The sequence below is a fragment of the Streptococcus sp. 2020WUSS084 genome, assembly GCF_044427445.1.
In the GTDB taxonomy this organism is placed as follows: Bacteria; Bacillota; Bacilli; order Lactobacillales; family Streptococcaceae; genus Streptococcus; species Streptococcus suis.
The window spans coordinates 130,718-147,886 of record NZ_JAOTGC010000005.1; the positions used below are offsets into that span (position 1 = coordinate 130,718).

General features: G+C 41.2%; 14 protein-coding genes and 1 tRNA gene. 5 read left to right on the forward strand and 10 right to left on the reverse strand.

From position 1 onward, the window contains the following. Positions 1 to 320 precede the first annotated feature (320 nt). From ODU50_RS04610 to dusB, 3 genes are all read left to right on the forward strand, one after another. On the forward strand, positions 321 to 3,440 hold the full coding sequence (locus ODU50_RS04610; RefSeq protein ID WP_398581333.1) for a DUF6359 domain-containing protein: 3,120 nt from the start codon (positions 321 to 323) through the stop codon (positions 3,438 to 3,440). 79 nt (positions 3,441 to 3,519) lie between these two features. Beyond that, positions 3,520 to 4,386 carry an Hsp33 family molecular chaperone HslO gene (hslO, locus tag ODU50_RS04615; RefSeq protein ID WP_398581334.1) on the forward strand — a complete coding sequence of 289 codons (867 nt, stop codon included), beginning with the start codon at positions 3,520 to 3,522 and terminating at the stop codon, positions 4,384 to 4,386. Next, positions 4,379 to 5,383: a tRNA dihydrouridine synthase DusB gene (gene dusB, locus ODU50_RS04620; RefSeq protein ID WP_398581335.1), complete on the forward strand. Its 1,005-nt coding sequence runs from the start codon at positions 4,379 to 4,381 to the stop codon at positions 5,381 to 5,383. The genes hslO and dusB overlap by 8 nt, the downstream gene beginning before the upstream one ends. Before the next feature lie 103 nt (positions 5,384 to 5,486). Here dusB and ODU50_RS04625 read toward each other — a convergent pair whose 3' ends face one another. From ODU50_RS04625 to ODU50_RS04635, 3 genes are all read right to left on the reverse strand, one after another. Then, positions 5,487 to 5,975: an adenylyltransferase/cytidyltransferase family protein gene (locus tag ODU50_RS04625; protein WP_105152944.1), complete on the reverse strand. Its 489-nt coding sequence runs from the start codon at positions 5,973 to 5,975 to the stop codon at positions 5,487 to 5,489. Positions 5,976 to 6,400: 425 nt separating this feature from the next. Next, the gene (locus tag ODU50_RS04630) at positions 6,401 to 8,854 is read right to left on the reverse strand and encodes an ATP-dependent Clp protease ATP-binding subunit (RefSeq protein ID WP_105152943.1); all 2,454 of its coding nucleotides are present in this window, start codon (positions 8,852 to 8,854) and stop codon (positions 6,401 to 6,403) included. Positions 8,855 to 8,857: 3 nt separating this feature from the next. Beyond that, complete coding sequence (locus ODU50_RS04635; RefSeq protein ID WP_002937810.1) at positions 8,858 to 9,316, reverse strand: CtsR family transcriptional regulator; 459 nt, start codon at positions 9,314 to 9,316, stop codon at positions 8,858 to 8,860. A 270-nt stretch (positions 9,317 to 9,586) separates the two neighbouring features. Here ODU50_RS04635 and traF point away from each other — a divergent pair, with 270 nt between their 5' ends. Beyond that, complete coding sequence (gene traF, locus ODU50_RS04640; RefSeq protein ID WP_105152942.1) at positions 9,587 to 9,925, forward strand: conjugal transfer protein TraF; 339 nt, start codon at positions 9,587 to 9,589, stop codon at positions 9,923 to 9,925. Positions 9,926 to 10,173: 248 nt separating this feature from the next. On the opposite strand, the gene ODU50_RS04645 is transcribed toward traF, so the two are convergent. The 7 genes from ODU50_RS04645 to rpsB all read right to left on the reverse strand — a co-directional run bounded on the left by ODU50_RS04645 (position 10,174) and on the right by rpsB (position 16,765). Continuing rightward, positions 10,174 to 10,794: a Spy0128 family protein gene (locus tag ODU50_RS04645; protein WP_161498813.1), complete on the reverse strand. Its 621-nt coding sequence runs from the start codon at positions 10,792 to 10,794 to the stop codon at positions 10,174 to 10,176. A 36-nt stretch (positions 10,795 to 10,830) separates the two neighbouring features. Continuing rightward, complete coding sequence (srtB, locus tag ODU50_RS04650) at positions 10,831 to 11,538, reverse strand: class B sortase (protein WP_029752678.1); 708 nt, start codon at positions 11,536 to 11,538, stop codon at positions 10,831 to 10,833. A gap of 16 nt (positions 11,539 to 11,554) precedes the next feature. After that, entirely contained in the window at positions 11,555 to 12,583 is a 1,029-nt protein-coding gene (locus tag ODU50_RS04655) for a QVPTGV class sortase B protein-sorting domain-containing protein (protein WP_105152940.1), read from the reverse strand. 20 nt (positions 12,584 to 12,603) lie between these two features. Further along, positions 12,604 to 13,146 (reverse strand): signal peptidase I, encoded by a 543-nt coding sequence (gene lepB, locus ODU50_RS04660; protein ID WP_079270109.1) that lies wholly within the window; start codon positions 13,144 to 13,146, stop codon positions 12,604 to 12,606. 6 nt (positions 13,147 to 13,152) lie between these two features. Further along, on the reverse strand, positions 13,153 to 14,685 hold the full coding sequence (locus ODU50_RS04665) for a Cys-Gln thioester bond-forming surface protein (protein ID WP_105152939.1): 1,533 nt from the start codon (positions 14,683 to 14,685) through the stop codon (positions 13,153 to 13,155). A 109-nt stretch (positions 14,686 to 14,794) separates the two neighbouring features. Next, the gene (gene tsf / locus ODU50_RS04670; protein ID WP_002937816.1) at positions 14,795 to 15,835 is read right to left on the reverse strand and encodes a translation elongation factor Ts; all 1,041 of its coding nucleotides are present in this window, start codon (positions 15,833 to 15,835) and stop codon (positions 14,795 to 14,797) included. 153 nt (positions 15,836 to 15,988) lie between these two features. Then, positions 15,989 to 16,765: a 30S ribosomal protein S2 gene (rpsB, locus tag ODU50_RS04675; protein WP_012775356.1), complete on the reverse strand. Its 777-nt coding sequence runs from the start codon at positions 16,763 to 16,765 to the stop codon at positions 15,989 to 15,991. 292 nt (positions 16,766 to 17,057) lie between these two features. Between rpsB and ODU50_RS04680 the strand changes: the two genes are divergently transcribed. Then, a tRNA-Cys gene (locus ODU50_RS04680) sits at positions 17,058 to 17,128 on the forward strand. Positions 17,129 to 17,169: the final 41 nt, after the last annotated feature.

Below are 17,169 nucleotides of genomic sequence, written 5' to 3' on the forward strand. Positions count from 1 at the left end.
ACAAAAGGACTATATATCTGCTTTACCCTTTTGTTCCTTCACAAAACCTCCCAACTAATGTTAAATAAAATGAATATGGCACCAAGATAATCATTTATATCTCGGTGCTTTTTTTGTGAACTAATTCCCATCACCCAACCGTTTTGTTCGTTTTTTGTTTCGTTTTCCAATTTATTTTTACCATTTTATTTGAATTTTTAAAAATATCCGTATTATATCTAAAAAAAGTATTCCAAACGACTCATTTTCTGTTAAACTATATGTATATAACAACTGCAGACGTTTTTATGACGTCCATATATAACAAAAAGGAGTTTTATATGAAGATTAGAAACCGTTCTCTCTTCTATACCGTAGGTTCTGTAGCGGTAACAGCCGGACTCTTGTTTAGTCTTGCTACTTCGCCCATACCATCTGTGCACGCTACTGAAGTGGCGATAGAGAATTATCCGTCACTTGCAATAACCAAGTCGGAAGTCACGATACAAGGCTATCTTATTGCACCACTTAATAGTAGCGGAACTGCTTTTGACGCCACTAACAAAACAAATCTAGCCCTTGGTGCAAGCATGGATACTGCGGCAGCCGACACTATCCCTATTCAACTAAAAGAACCTCTTCGTAGCCAATTCAACCTCGTTGATCATCCCGAACTAGTCGGAAAATTGGTTCGCATCACAGGAACTAGCGATACATACATGAAGCGAGCTGGGATCAAACCAGCTACAGCGATTGAAATCGTAGATTCATCTTCTACTAATGTTCAGCCACCAACAAGTGAAAATACAGCTACCAAACCAAGTGACCTTGTTTCTACACCGATTGCTACTGTTCGTTCTGGTGCACAAGGAACAGAGTACACAGTCTCTGGTAAAATTATTAGCCTAGTAAACGGTTGGGGAGGAAATGGTTTTTACCTCCAAGACTCTGACGGTGCTGGTATCTATATCTACCCTGGGGCTGCCTTGGGCTATCAGCCTGGTGATACCATTCAATTAACAGGAACATTGGGTGAGTATAAAGGCGAACTCCAACTAACTACAGTTAGCAACCACAAGGCTATCTCTGAGAATTTCAACACTCCTATTACAGAAACAAACATTGCTCAGTTAACGACGCAAGCACAGGCAACACTAGTTTCTCTAAAAAACTTGACTGTCGGAGATATGCAAAGCGATAGCTATCAAAATTCTACCTTTACCGTAACTGACTCTGAAGGACAAACTGTGGATGTGCGTTTAGACAGTCGAACAGGCATCAAAACGGCGGATCTTTTGAACCGTATCAACAAGGGAGATAAGATTAATCTAACCGCTATTTTATCCACCTATAACGGAAAAATACAATTAAAACCATTTGACCTCTCTCATTTTGAAGTCATTGAAAAGGCAACGACGGAAGCAGGACCAGGAAAGACCGAAGCTGTAACAGTCGGTCACATTCAAGGTGCAAGTCACCAATCACCTCTGGTGAATCAATCTGTTATGCTTAAAAATGTCGTAGTAACCTACGTTACCTCTGCCAATAACTTCTACGTGCAAGATGTCACACCAGATGGAGACGTCAAAACATCTGACGGTATTAACATCTTTACTGACAAATTAAAAACAAATGTCAAAGTAGGAGATCTTGTCACTATCGCAGGACGAGTAGAAGAATACCAGGGCAGAGGGTATGCTGAACGTGACAAAACAGACTTAACCATCACACAAATTCGAGCTACTGAAGTAACTGTGGATGGGACTGCACCTGTACCATCTCCTATAGTCCTTGGTCTTGACCGGACCATCCCAGCAGATATTATCGACAACGACGGTTTGGCTCAATTTGATCCAGAACAAGATGCGCTCGATTTCTGGGAATCCGTTGAAGGCATGGTGGTTGCCGTTGATGATGCAAAAATCCTCGGCCCACTAAAAAATAAGGAAATCTATGTCACTCCTGCCACTAGTCAACTTCCTTTAAACAATGTTGGAGGCGTCAACCTTCGCCCTGAAGGGAATAATACCAATATCATTCCTCTACTTTTGAAAAATGGAAAACAGATCGTCAAATCAGGAGACTATTTCACCGGTCGTATTGCTGGACCAGTTACCTACTCTTACACCAATTATAAGGTCTATGTAGACGATAGCACCCTTCCAACCTTGCACGAAGGAACTACAAAACCAGAAACAACAACCATTATCCCAAATGATGACAAGCTGACTATCGCTTCTTATAATATTGAAAACTTCTCTGCTAATAGTAAGTCAACATCAGACGCTAAAGTCCAACGCATTGCCAAATCCTTTGTTTCAGACCTACATTCTCCAGACATTATCGGATTGATTGAAGTGCAAGACAACAACGGTGCTACAAACGACGGCACAACTGATGCTAGTAAGAGTGCTGAGCGCCTGATTGCAGCCATTCAAGCAGCCGGCGGACCAACCTATACCTATGTGGATATTGCTCCTGAAAACAACAAAGACGGAGGACAAGAGGGAGGCAATATTCGCGTCGGCTTCCTCTACAACTCCAAACGTGTCAGCCTATCTGACAAACCAATCGGTACCGCAACACAGGCAGTAGCTTGGGAAAACGGCGAACTCAATCTCAGCCTGGGCCGAATCGACCCAACCAACAGCGCTTGGGCAGCTGTCCGCAAAACACTTGCAGCTGAATTCGTCTTCAAAGGCGAAAAAGTCGTTGTCCTTGCCAACCATCTCAACTCAAAACGCGGTGACAATGGTCTCTACGGAAAAATCCAACCTGTCAGCTTCAAGTCCGAAGAAAAACGCCACATACTGGCACAAATTATCGCTGACTTTACAAAAGCAGGCTTAACTCAAAATCCAAATGCTAATATCGTTATGCTAGGCGACTTCAATGACTATGAATTTACTAAAACCATAGAAATTTTAGAAACAGGAGGAATGGCTAACCTCGTTAGTCGTCACGATGCATCCGATCGCTTCTCTTACTTCTATAATGGAAACAATCAGTCTCTTGACAATATGCTGGTATCAACTAACTTGTTGGAGCGCTATGCCTTTGATATGGTCCATGTCAATTCAGCCTTTATGGAAGAACATGGCAGAGCTTCTGACCACGATCCGCTATTGGTACAACTGGATGTGACAAAGGCACAAGAACCAACTCAACCAGAACCAAGCGACAAGCAGACAGATGACTCAGGAACAGTCAATAATAGTGATGACAATGGTACGCCCAACAATAACAAGCCAACAAATCCTTCAACCTCTGTTCAAACAACTGTAAATGCTGATGACCGTTCTGGCGCTACAGACAAGGGACAACCAACAGCCATCCCTACTGCCAAAAACAGTCAAAAGAAAATTCTTCCAAAAACAGGAGAAGAAACAAGCTTTGTACTTATCACAATCGGTCTCGTAATCTTGAGCGCCTGCCTTGTCAAAAAACAAAAAGAATCCTAATCATTTTTTGAGCTTGAAAGCATGACTTTCAGGCTCATTTTTCTACTGCTCCACCTCCACTTGTGCTATAATTAAAGTTATGGATAAAATTATTAAAACACTATCAAAAAGCGGGCATTTCCGTGCCTTTGTGCTAGATAGCACAGAAACCGTAAAAACAGCCCAAGAAAAACACGATACTATGGCGTCATCCACCGTTGCTCTGGGCCGCACTCTCATTGCCAATCAAATCTTGGCTGCCAATGAAAAAGGTGATACAAAAATCACCCTGAAAATCTTGGCCAGCGGTGCTGTTGGTGCCGTTATCTCTGTTGCCAATACCAAAGGTCAAGTCAAGGGCTACATTCAAAATCCAGACTTGGACTACAAACGGACAGCGACTGGCGAAGTCATCGTTGGGCCTCTTGTGGGCAATGGTCAATTCCTGGTTATCACAGACTACGGAACAGGTCATCCTTACAACTCCATGACACCCTTAATCTCTGGTGAAATCGGTGAAGACTTTGCCTACTTCCTAACAGACAGCCAACAGACACCTTCAGCAGTGGGATTGAACGTATTATTAGACGAAGAAGACAAGGTCAAGGTGGCTGGCGGATTCTTGTTGCAAGTACTTCCAGGTGCGACCGAGGCTGAAATTGCCCGTTTCGAGAAACGTATCCAAGAAATGCCTGCCATTTCGAGCTTGCTGGCTTCTGAAAACCACATAGAAGCTCTGCTATCCGCCATTTATGGCGACGACGACTTCAAACGCCTTTCAGAAGAGGAAATCGGTTTTGTTTGCGACTGCTCTAAGGACCGCTTCCTCGATGCTCTAACCAGCCTGCCAAAAGCGGACCTGCAAGAGATGAAAGACGAGGACAAGGGCGTGGACATCACCTGTCAATTCTGCCAGACCCATTACCACTTTGACGAAAACGATTTGGAGGAACTCATCAATGGCTAATCTCAACACCCCTTTCATGATTGGTGATGTGGAAATCCCCAATCGCTGTGTGCTGGCCCCAATGGCTGGCGTGACCAACTCGGCCTTCCGCACCATTGCCAAGGAAATGGGCGCTGGTCTGGTCATTATGGAAATGATTTCTGAAAAAGGCCTTCTCTACAACAACGAGAAGACCCTCCATATGCTCCATATCGACGACAACGAATACCCTATGTCCATCCAGCTTTTCGGCGGCGATGCCGAAGGACTAAAACGGGCTGCCGACTTCATCCAAACCAACACAAAGGCCAATATCGTAGATATTAACATGGGCTGCCCTGTCAACAAGGTCGTTAAAAACGAAGCTGGTGCCAAGTGGCTCAAGGACCCCGACAAGATTTACCACATCATCAAGGAAGTGACCTCAGTCCTCGATATTCCCTTGTCTGTTAAAATGCGGACGGGTTGGAACAATACCGACCTAGCGGTCGAAAATGCCCTGGCCGCAGAAAGTGCCGGTGTGTCTGCCCTGGCCATGCACGGACGGACTCGCGAGCAGATGTACACAGGAACCGTTGACCTGGAAACCCTCACCAAGGTAGCTGGCAGCCTGACCAAGATTCCTTTCATCGCAAACGGCGACATCCGCACTGTAGAGGATGCCCGCCAGCGAATCGAGGAAGTCGGAGCTGATGCCGTCATGGTCGGACGAACTGCTATGGGAAATCCATACATCTTCAACCAAATCAACCACTATCTTGAAACAGGAGAAGTCCTACCCGACCTCTCCTTCGATGACAAACTCAATGTCGCCTTCGACCACCTGACCCGATTGACCAATCTCAAAGGCGAATCCATTGCCGTACGTGAATTCCGTGGCCTTGCCCCTCACTACCTCCGTGGTTCAGCAGGTGCTGCCAAGATTCGCGGTGCCGTTGCCCGAGCAGAGACTATCGAGCAGGTCCAAGAGCTCTTTGACCAGGCTAGAGAGGCCTATCAAGAACGGATCACTAAGTAAGAAAATCTGAGAAGTTTGATACTTGCCAATCATTAAACATATACAAAAACGCATAAAGCCAGGGTTATAACCTGATTTTATGCGTTTTTTCTGTATGATAGCATTATTCATGCTCAGCAAAGAAGCCAACAAAGGCAGGGGCAATGTAGTCTCGATACTGCTCTGGATGTTCACGAATGAGAGTCGCTGAAATACCAAATTTTCTAGGACTATAATGAGCTTGATAGCCTCGACTGTGCAGTTCCTGAGCGTATTCTTCCTCAGACACATAGAAAACTGGTACTTGATGTTCTGACAAGTCCAATAAACCAAGCAGGCGGTCTAGCCAAAGGTCCCAACCATCTGGATAGGGAGGCAAATCCGTTTCATCCAGGGCACGAACTTCGACAAAATCATCTTCCTTAAACTGCTCTTGAGCAAATTGAAATCGTTTGGTCAAATCTAAACCAATCAAATCCCCACGGTCCTTGTCATATCCTGACACCACAATACAAACCTGACCACAGGCCAACTTTGCTCGCTCGATCAAATCCAAATGTCCCTTATGCATGGGAGCAAAGGTTCCGAAAACAACAGCTATGGTTTGATTCATAGATTTCCTTTCTACTTGCTAAAGAGGCGAGCAAGAAGCCCAGCACCTCTTCTCAGAGTTCGTGTCAACGTCTCAGCGCAGTGGTTGATTGGCTTTAACAGTCCAGTGGACTGTTAAAGGTTGGAGATAAGATTTGCAAAGCAAATCTCATCAATTCGTGTTTTACACTCCAAATCTGACCACTACGACTGATGCGAACAGAGTTCGCTTCATTTCCAACCTCACAAGGTTCACTGAACCTTGTGAGCTGTGCGGGGGTGGGAGTAAATTAGTCCAGTGGACTATTTTAGCCCGAACCTACTGTTTGGAGGTGAGGGGAACTCTTTTTTAGACTAGTCGAGTTCTTTCTCACTCCCTATTTTATCCTTTTTTCAAAACAGAAGAACAATTCTGCATCTGGAAAGGATAGCAACAACAAGTACTCCTTATCCCTTTACCACATCAAACTTGAGTTCTTCGCCCTTGACCCCAACCTTCAAGGTCGAACCAGTAGCCAAGTCACCACGGAGCAACATTTCTGCTAACGGATCTTCCAATTTGGTTTGTAAGAGTCTACGAAGAGGACGAGCCCCCATTTCTGGGTCGTAACCTTGTTTAGCCAATAACTTAAAGGCTGATGGTTGAAGTTTAAGGGTAATTCCTTTCTCAGCTGTTACAGCCAACAAAGGTTTAATCATGACCTTGACAACATCCTGCATATGAGTTTCCGTTAGGCTATGGAAGACAACTTTCTCGTCAATACGGTTGATAAATTCTGGACGATAGGCTTTTTTCAATTCCTCAAAAATACGTTTCTCCACTTCCTTGTGGTCCTTAGATAAATCAAGGGCGCCAAAACCAACTGTCTTATCATCACGAAGGGCTGTTGCTCCAAGGTTTGACGTCATGATAATAATGGTATTTGAGAAATCAACCTTACGTCCCTTACTGTCTGTCAGAACACCATCATCCAAGACCTGCAAGAGAACATTGAAAATATCTGGATGAGCCTTTTCAACCTCATCAAAAAGAAGAACAGAATAAGGTTTGTTACGAACTTTTTCTGTCAATTCGCCACCCTCTTCATAGCCCACATAACCCGGAGGGGCACCGTTTAAACGGCTGGCCGCAAATTTCTCCATATACTCAGACATATCAAAACGGATAAGAGCAGATTCATCATCAAAGAGAACCTCTGCCAAGGCTTTAGCAAGCTCCGTCTTACCGACACCAGTTGGCCCCAAGAACATAAAGGAACCAATCGGTCTGCGACCTGTACGAATCCCCGACTGATTACGGCGAATAGCTCTGCTAACTGCAGAAATAGCTTCTTCCTGCCCAATCACACGCTTGTGCAATTCCGCTTCCAGATTCAGATACTTCTTAGTATCTGATTGGCTAAGCTTGGCTACTGGGATACCCGACAAGCGGCTAAGTGTTTCTAAAACATCTTCTTCTGTTACTTCAAGGTCATAGTTTTGACTAGCCTCGGCATCTTCTTTCGTTTTAATCAAAAGCTTGCTGACAGTCTTATATTTTTTATCCATCAAGGCCTTGTCAATACTCGTCAGTCCTGTTTCCTCAGCCTGCCCTTTCACTCGATTTTGTACCGTTGCACTAGCTTCGTCCAGCAGATCAATGGCTGAATCTGGCAGGTTTTTACTGGTCAAATACCGCTTAGCGTAGGTCACAGCAGTCTCAACAGCCGTATTTCCAATACGGACCCTGTGGTATTTCTCAAAAGTACCTTTTAAACCAGTTAAAATGGCAATGCTATCTTCCACTGTCGGCTCTTCAATGGTCACTTTGGCAAAACGACGAACCAGGGCTGCGTCTTTCTCAATATGCTTTTGATACTCTGTCTGAGTTGTCGCTCCGACCGTACGGAGGGTGCCACGAGCAAGAGCTGGTTTGAGGATATTGGCTGCGTCCAAGGTCGAATCAATCCCCGAGCCAGAACCCATAATGGTATGCAACTCATCAATGAAGAGGATGACCTGACCATCTTCCTCGATGTCGTTGATGATATTATTCATCCGCTCTTCAAAATCACCACGGAAACGAGTTCCAGCGATAACGTTCATCAAGTCAAGTTCCAAAACCCGCATCTTAGCCAAGCTGACAGGGACATCACCTGCAGCAACACGTTGAGCAAGACCCAAAGCAAGCGCAGTTTTTCCGACACCAGCATCACCAACTAGAACTGGGTTGTTCTTGGTTTTACGTGATAGAATTTGGATCATCCGTGCAATCTCAGCGTCTCGACCGATGACAGGTTCAATCTTCCCTTCACGCGCCAAAGCTGTCAAATCACGAGTGTAGTCTTCTAATCCACCACTTTGAGGTGCTGGGGGCATTCCCATCATCTGTCCCATATTAGTAGGTTTGGCTTTGCCACCCTTCATCACACTGCGGATAGCTTTAAGGTCCTCTTTGGTAAATCCCGCACGTGCCTCCAAGTTTTTACGCAAGTCCAAGAAACGAAACTTATCATCTGAGTCTTCAAAATAAAAACCTACCTTGTCCAAAATCTGACTAGCTGTTGACCGCTTGTCCAACAACATAGCCATAAACAAATGCTCCGTTCCCAGCTCCTTAGCCTTGACGACTTCTGCAATTTTCTTGGCAAAACTAGCCGTTTCATCCAAACGTTTAGAAGATGGTAAAATACGAAAACTATCCAACTCTTCACGATAGACCTTGTCGGTCACAACAAAAGTTGCATGTTCATAGTCAGAAATTGAAATAGGATATTCTGCCAAAACAGCGCCGGCGACTGTATCATGGTTGATAACGAAAGACAAGAGAACATGCCAGGTTTCCAAGTAATCACAGGCATAACGTTGGGCCACTAACTGGGCATCTTCAAAAACCCGTTGTAAACCAGTTGAAATTTTCATGAATTATTCCTCTTTCCTATCTAAACGTCGTAGTATTTGACGCATCATGCGTGCTCGAATAGTACTTGCATCTTTTCCTAATATTTCATCAGATCCTGTGGACAAAAAGAGATTGCCTTCTCGCTCTGTCATCAATCCTTCATCAAAAAGGAGCTGTAAAATATCCGCATAAACCGTCGCAGACAACTGCTCACCCATATTGTTTAACAAATCATGGACCAGTTCGTGCTTATCCGAAAAGGTAATCCGCCCAATTCGGATATAACCACCACCACCACGCTTACTCTCAACAATATAGCCACGGCTGGCTGTAAAACGGGTTTTAATGACGTAGTTAATCTGACTTGGCACCACTTCAAACCGACTGGCCAATTCACTTCGACGCAACTCAGCTACACTGACTTGGTCCAAGATGGCTTTGATATGCTCTTCTATATAATCCGATGTATTCTTCATCGCCATAGTATCGCCTCTTTCTTTGACTATCTTTGACCATTATACCTTAAAATGACGAATTTTGAAAGCAAAAGCCTAGCAACTAGCGTAGCAGAATTTTGAAATCTGCTCTGCTTTATCCTATAATAAAAGAAAAAAACAGAAAGGACTAGGGCTTCCGTATTTAGTTGAACTGAATACGGGCTACGGACTAGGCCAAAAAGATAAACGAGAACTAGTCGTCGTTCCATTTCCTATTTTATCTGTGTCCACTTAAGGCCCTTTATATCTTATACCATGAACTTTCAAGATTACATTCAAGACTTTACAAGTGTGACTGTGGAGCAGGCACAGAACCTTCTAGCCGCCAAAGAGGGGGCTGTTCTCTTCATCGGACGTAGCACCTGTCCTTACTGCAACCGCTTTGCACCAAAACTCCACAAGGTCGCTCAAGACAAGCAAGTGACCATCCACTTCCTCGACTCCAGCCAAATCAGTCCAGAACTCCAGACCCTTCGCGACCACTACCAAGTTCCTACCGTCCCAGGCCTCCTCGTCGCTAAACCTACTGGAGTCCAAGTCCGCTGCGACTCCAGCATGACGGAAGATGAGATTGTGGTCGTTATTGAGAACTAATACATAACAGACAAAAGCACCGACCACAAGACCGGTGCTTTTTAAGGAGATTATGAAAAATATTTAGGATTGATATCAGTATAACCTAACCGAATATATCCGACATCCGCCCTAAGACCGATTTTACAAAAAAAAAGAAAAAGTCATTAGAAGTACAATTCTAACGACTTTATTTTGGTTTGATGCATCGACCAAAAAGCCAAAACTTTTACCATCTTTATTACAACTTGATTATATCACAATATAACTTAAAGTGCTCTCTTATATACTATTAAACCAATAGATAAAGCAATAAGCATTACACCCAATAAGAAAATCTCTTTAGTAGTTTTTTCTCCTGTTTGAGGCAAAACTCTTATGTTGTTAGCAACTTTTTTGTTGTCAGCAACTTTATTTTCTTCAGAGGTATAAATAGTTTTAAAGAGAAGTTCAGTTTTTTTATCTTGATTCATTTCTGAAGCAACTATTGATGTACGTAATTGGGCTGTCACTTCATCCACTGAAACAAGAACAGTAACTCGATATTTTGTCTGGTCAAAAATATAACCTTCTAAACCATTATCTTCCTGAGAAAGTATATATGTGTACTTACCAGGTATTGTATAGGTTAAATTTGAAAAACGTCCCTCTTCTTCTCCGTCAACTGTTACTTTTGTCCCTTCTTTAGGTAGGGGAAAGCTAGGATCTTCTGGAGTCAAAATAAAAGTAAACTTTCCATTAGGGAGGGGTTTTCCATTCTGAGTCACTAACTGGTTTTTGAAAACAATTTCAGTAACAACGGATTGTTCAGCAGAAACTGCATTGACCACATGACTTGTTCCTAAAACCATCCCACAAAAAACAAGTAACAGAGTGAATATTTTCTTCATATATAGCTCCATTATTCTATACTAATATCAAATGCTTTAAATTATCCCTAAAACCAATATTCTACCATCTGTTTCTGTATCTTCACAAGTCGACAACGCAACTAATCTATTTTGTTTCGTCATCTTTAAATCTCGATATTGAACTGATTTCGTTTTTATATGAGCTAGTAAATTCTCAAACCTCTGTTCATCAATTCCAGTCGGATTAAACATCATTTCATCAAAAGCATCTGTCTTCACACATGCAAAAAATGATATTGTCTTAGAAGAACCATCTGGGAGAAAAAGTGTCGCAGTTTTGTGATCTTTAAAATAATCTGCATTACAAAACTTTGGCAATTCCCCAAACATGACATCTCCTGCCATATGGTGGGCATAGATAATGGAATAAACATCATTAAAGCTAGATTGATTACGATGATCAAGGAAAACACTGCCAGAGAGGGAATATTCTCCCTCTACTGACTTATTAATATAGTCTAAGTTTGTTTTTCCTTGAACAAGAGGATAATCAATATTTGTTCCCTTTACTTCTAACCATCCTATTACTTCAGAATTTAAATGTAGAAGCTTTTCAAAATCAATTTCATTCTCTTTATAACTTTGGTAATTAGCTGCGCTTGCATTATGATATAGAAAATAATTACTATACAAACCTAACAAAGCGAGTCCCAAAATTAGAAAACAGAACAGTAACAAACATCTATCAATTATCCAGTTTAACCACTTAATTAAGGCATACATATAACATTAGCATTGATTAAGCTTTTTTATTTTTAACAAAGTATAGGACTCCACCGATACCAACTAGCGTCATGACAGCATATGGAGCAATTGCCATCGCAACACCTGTCGGTGTATTAATGTTTTTATTATTTGTTACAACGATTGCATCTGAGGTAGCATCTGAAATTTGTTCAGCAAATGCATATGCTTCCTGTTTGTCAACACCATCGTTCGTATCTTTATCAATTGTCGCTGTCTTCTGATAATCTTCTGAGCCAATTTCTTCTACTTTGTAGGTAATTCCAATTGGTAACTTAGCAATATCTAGTCTTTCACCGTCTTTTAGTTTAAAGGTATTTTCCCCAATTGAGAACTGCTTACTATCAACAAGATCGCCTTTCTTGTTTATTTTAGCTTCAATTGATCCTGATTTATAAAGTTCGTTAGCTGTTAAAGTAAGTTTAAATTCAAATTCCTTATTCTTATCACCAGCATTACCAGTCACTTTTTTTGTCACAGTTAACGCTGTTGTTTTCAAGGCATTATCAAACTTAATTGGTTCCTTGGCGTTACTATTTTCTTGACGTGAAATAATATATTTAGGTTTAATTGCATCACCCTCACTCAATGCATAAACATCAACTACATATTTCTTATTAGAATAAGTTACACCTGGAGTATTTCCAGAAGTTTCAGTCACTAAATAGCGATACACCCCTGGTTTTGGATATACAACTTTCGAAAAATCAAAATCTGTAGTTTTATCTTTAGTCTTCATAGTATCAGTATTAGAGTATGAAATAGTTTTCTGAGTTTCCATACCAACAACAATACCTGAATACACCGTTAAACCATCTTTTGTTTCAGTTGAATCAGCTAAATTCTGTGGAGTGATGGAAAAAGTAAAATCTGTAGCTGGTGACAAAACACCCTCTGTCAACTCAAATGACTTAGTCACCTGTAATGACGAACCATTCACTACTGGAGTTTCCTCCGCCTTGACTGTTCCTGTAGCAAGCATCATTAATGCCAAACCTGATACTAAAAAACTATACTTCTTCATTTTATATTCTCCTTCTATTTTTAAATATCTCTCACTCTGATGAGTGTAGTCACAACTCCTTTTATTTTATTTATAGGAATTGCTCCAATAAACCGACTATCCGTTTGTTCTTTTCTAAAATCATACAGAACAAAGTAGCTTCCCGCAGGAATTTCATAGGGATAGCTAACACCACTTGAATGGGCTGAAGTTTGATAGGGAAGCTCTTCTTCGCGAATATGACCATTCACCATCAATTCTCCCTTATCTGTAATATCAACAATATCACCTGACTGCGCGACTACACGTCCCACACGTTCGTAATCTTCTTCTTGATAAACAACAACATCATTAATTTTTATATTGTCATAAATTCTTGAATATATCGCCAGATCACCAACTTTTAAATTTGGAAACATGTGAATATTTTTTACAAAAATCATTCCTACGACAAAGTTTAGAAAAATGTATCCTATCCCTGCTATTACAGCACACTTAGTAATAAATTTTTTCAATCCTTGTCTACCTTCTCGCGACTGATTTTTATCATCTTTTTGAATAGGATTATTCCTTCTTTTACCCATACGTTTTTATTTTCTTTTAAAGCTGACAAATATGGTCGATATAATGGCTACCATAGCCAGACTAAACATCATTTGATATATATTGGTATTATCAGAAATTCCTGTTGGTACAACAATTTCTTTATTATTTTCGAACATCACAGCAACATCTGTGGAAACAGCGTTCCTTGTAATCTCTTTTGTTCCAACAAGTTGTTCTGACTCTGAATCAACACTGATCGTTGTTTTATAATCATCATATGCAGATTCTTTTATAGTATATGTGTAATTTGTTGGAATGTTTAAAATCTCAGCAGTATCATTATCTCTCAACGGGAAGGAGACTCGACCATTTTCCAGCGATTTTTCATCAGTCCCTTCACTTCCTTTAATTTTGACTTTATATTCCCCTGCTAATGGTTGACCGTTTGCATCTTTCAACTCTACTACAAAATAGAAGTCTTTTGACTTATCCGAAGCTGTCCCTGTAACCTTTTTAGAAATTTGCAACTTGTGCGTCGTAGGTACAACAACTCCTTTTTTGTCTTCCATTCGAATCACATCAACCAATGCTTCTGGATGATACTGCGTACCGATGAGTGACTGATAGCCATTATGACTTGGAACAAAAAAATCTAAATCTGGCAATCCATCTGCGCCCTCACCATTTTGGGCATACTCAATCAACTCTTTTGTTACTTTTAGAGTTGCATCATTCATATCGCCGAACCCGTGAATATTTTCGTTCTTCCATTTATCTACATCTGCATTATCTGTAAAATGGTAGATTGCTAATTGAGTCGCTGCACGAAACTGAGTCTTTGTCAGACCTGTAGGAAGATTATCACTTCCTCCCTTGTATCCTTTATTAATAACTTTTTTTATCCACTTCAAAAATACATCCGAATCAGTAGTTCTTGGGGAAACTGCATATTTTAATAAATCATTCCCTTTAATATGCGTGAACTTAACTTCAGCAGATGTCGTTACATCAGGGTCTATATTCTCCCCACCGTCATAAGAATCAGGTGGTGAGTGCAAATCAGCATTGAAACAATAAACAACTTGATTGGTACCATCTGCATTTTTAGCGTAATAAAATTTTGCATAGTTTCGCTCAGATAATGTCTCGTATTCATTAAAATCATTAAACCCTGTAACAGAGTATGGTTCTGCAACTTCTTTATAAGGATTATCAACAAATTGACCATTTTTCTGAACTTGAACCTTACCACTCTGTACTTTAAAAGTTATAGGTTCTGCTATTCCATAACCTTGAGGCGGACTCACCTCAGTCAGTACATAAGTACCGTCCGGTAAATTTACTTGTTCTCCGGAACCGTTACTCATGAAAGTTTTTTCTTGGAAGCCACTGCCTTCTGTTTGCTTTAAATTTAAGGTTGCTCCTTTTAAAAGTTTAGAGTAGTCACCTTCCTCATACTTTCTGATAATAACCTGAGTTCCTACTTCTTCTGCTATCACCTTATTTTGTTTCCATCCAAATACAGAACAAAACAAAACGAACACAAAGAGTAGACTAAATTTATGAATATTTTTCATATATCCTCCGTGTTTTTTTATAACGCCAATACTTCCTTCCTCTAGCACTATTTATTTGGAGCTATAGGAAGGAAGTACTAGTTTAAAATCTTATTCAAACAATTGGAGGTTATTTACCAAGAGCTGCTGCCATTGTCGCTGCAACTTCTGCTTCAAAGTCGTTTGAAGCTTTCTCGATACCTTCACCCACTTCGAAACGAGCAAATTCTACAACTGAAGCGTTCACTGAGTTCAAGTAAGCTTCAACTGTTTTGCTGTCATCCATGATGTACACTTGTGCAAGAAGTGTGTAAGCTTGGTCAACTTGAGTGTTGTCAAGCAAGAAGCGATCCATTTTACCTGGGATGATTTTGTCCCAGATTTTTTCTGGTTTGCCTTCTGCTGCCAATTCTGCTTTGATAGCTTCTTCAGCTGCTGCAATCACTTCGTCAGTCAATTGAGCTTTTGAACCGTATTTCAACAATGGCAATGCTGGTTTGTCAACCATTGCACGGCTTTCGTTGTCTTGTTCAATTTTGTGGTTGATTTGTGCCAACTCATCTTTAACGAATTGCTCATCCAATTCAGTATAAGAAAGAACAGTTGGTTTCATCGCAGCGATGTGCATTGAGATTTGTTTTGCAAGAGTTTCATCGCCACCTTCAACAACTGAGATAACACCGATACGGCCGCCGTTATGTTGGTATGCACCAAATGCTTGAGCATCTGTTTTTTCAACCAAAGCAAAGCGACGGAATGAGATTTTCTCACCGATTGTTGCAGTTGCGTTTACGTATGCTTCTTCAAGGGTTTCACCTGAAGGCATAGCCAATTTAAGAGCTGCTTCGTTATCAGCTGGTTTACCTTCTGCAATTACTTTAGCAGTAGTGTTTACCAATTCAACGAATTGAGCATTTTTCGCAACGAAGTCTGTTTCAGCGTTAACTTCAACAACTGCTGCTACGTTACCATCAACATAAACACCTGTCAAACCTTCAGCTGCTACACGGTCAGCTTTCTTAGCCGCCTTAGCCATACCTTTTTCACGAAGCAATTCAATCGCTTTTTCGATATCACCTTCAGTTTCAACCAATGCTTTTTTCGCGTCCATAACGCCAGCACCTGATTTTTCACGCAATTCTTTAACGAGAGCTGCTGTAATTTCTGCCATGTCTATTCTCCTTGTTTGTATTTATAAAATAGAGGAGCGGGCTCAGCCCTGCCCCTCTAGGATTGTTTTTGTTTAATAACAATGTTGAATTGTACTCGGACTAAAAAGCTAGGATTTAGATAAATCTAACGCTTTTCTTAATGCCTTCGTTACTTATTTTCCTTCTACAACTTCAACCAATTCTTCGATTGATTCTGTAGATGCTGGCTCAGCTGCCAATTCAGCTTCAACTGCTGCTACGCTGTCTTCACCTTGGTTGCCTTCGATGATAGCGTCAGCCATTTTAGCTGTAATCAATTTAACAGCGCGGATAGCGTCATCGTTAGCTGGGATGATAACATCGATATCATCTGGATCAGTGTTTGTGTCAACCATCGCTACAACTGGGATACCCAATTTTTTAGCTTCTTTAACAGCGATTTGCTCTTTGTGTGGGTCAACAACGAACATTACATCTGGAATGCGTGGCATGTCAGCGATACCGCCCAAGAATTTTTCAAGACGAGCACGTTGTTTGTTCAACAATGCTACTTCTTTCTTAGGAAGCACTTCGAAAGTTCCATCTTCTTCCATACGGTTGATTTCTTTCAAACGAGCGATACGTTTTTGGATTGTACCCCAGTTTGTAAGAGTTCCACCCAACCAACGGTGGTTGATGAAGTATTGACCAGCGCGGATAGCTTCGTCTTTAACAGCTTCAGCAGCTTGTTTTTTAGTACCTACGAACAAGATAACTGCGTCGTTTGCTGCAGCGTCACGGATGAATTCGTAAGCTTGGTCAGCCAATTTTACAGTTTGTTGCAAGTCGATAACGTGGATACCGTTACGCTCTGTGAAGATGTACTTAGCCATCTTAGGATTCCAGCGACGAGTTTGGTGACCGAAGTGTACACCAGCCTCAAGAAGTTGTTTCATTGAAATTACTGCCATGAGTATTTCTCCTTTTTGTTTTTTCTCCTCTCCCGAACTTCGACTTGCAGCCCAACCTTTCGGCAACAAGACCACAATTGGTCCGAGATGAGTATTTGTTGCACAGCAACTTTAATCAGTATATCAGAATACCTGCCTATTTTCAAGTAAAACAACCGAGAAATTCATAAAAATCTGCCATCCCAAAATTCTCAAAGTAAGTTCTAGTCTACCGTAAAATCTGGAAATTGGGCTGATTCGGAAATTTCCACTTGACCAATTTCACTATTTAAGGTACAATATTCTTTGTTATGGCGGTATAGCCAAGTGGTAAGGCACGGCTCTGCAAAAGCTTGATCGTCGGTTCAAATCCGTCTACCGCCTTTTAATATTCTAAAAAACCTAGGAATCTCCCTAGGTTTTTT

Coding starts and splice junctions, on each gene's coding strand:
- ODU50_RS04645 (WP_161498813.1), bottom strand. CDS start 10,794: ATGAAGAAAATATTCACTCTGTTACTTGTTTTTTGTGGGATGGTTTTA.
- ODU50_RS04655 (WP_105152940.1), bottom strand. CDS start 12,583: ATGAAGAAGTATAGTTTTTTAGTATCAGGTTTGGCATTAATGATGCTT.
- rpsB (WP_012775356.1), bottom strand. CDS start 16,765: ATGGCAGTAATTTCAATGAAACAACTTCTTGAGGCTGGTGTACACTTC.
- tsf (WP_002937816.1), bottom strand. CDS start 15,835: ATGGCAGAAATTACAGCAGCTCTCGTTAAAGAATTGCGTGAAAAATCA.
- ODU50_RS04665 (WP_105152939.1), bottom strand. CDS start 14,685: ATGAAAAATATTCATAAATTTAGTCTACTCTTTGTGTTCGTTTTGTTT.
- ODU50_RS04625 (WP_105152944.1), bottom strand. CDS start 5,975: ATGAATCAAACCATAGCTGTTGTTTTCGGAACCTTTGCTCCCATGCAT.
- ODU50_RS04610 (WP_398581333.1), top strand. CDS start 321: ATGAAGATTAGAAACCGTTCTCTCTTCTATACCGTAGGTTCTGTAGCG.
- dusB (WP_398581335.1), top strand. CDS start 4,379: ATGGCTAATCTCAACACCCCTTTCATGATTGGTGATGTGGAAATCCCC.
- traF (WP_105152942.1), top strand. CDS start 9,587: ATGAACTTTCAAGATTACATTCAAGACTTTACAAGTGTGACTGTGGAG.
- srtB (WP_029752678.1), bottom strand. CDS start 11,538: ATGTATGCCTTAATTAAGTGGTTAAACTGGATAATTGATAGATGTTTG.
- ODU50_RS04635 (WP_002937810.1), bottom strand. CDS start 9,316: ATGGCGATGAAGAATACATCGGATTATATAGAAGAGCATATCAAAGCC.
- lepB (WP_079270109.1), bottom strand. CDS start 13,146: ATGGGTAAAAGAAGGAATAATCCTATTCAAAAAGATGATAAAAATCAG.
- hslO (WP_398581334.1), top strand. CDS start 3,520: ATGGATAAAATTATTAAAACACTATCAAAAAGCGGGCATTTCCGTGCC.
- ODU50_RS04630 (WP_105152943.1), bottom strand. CDS start 8,854: ATGAAAATTTCAACTGGTTTACAACGGGTTTTTGAAGATGCCCAGTTA.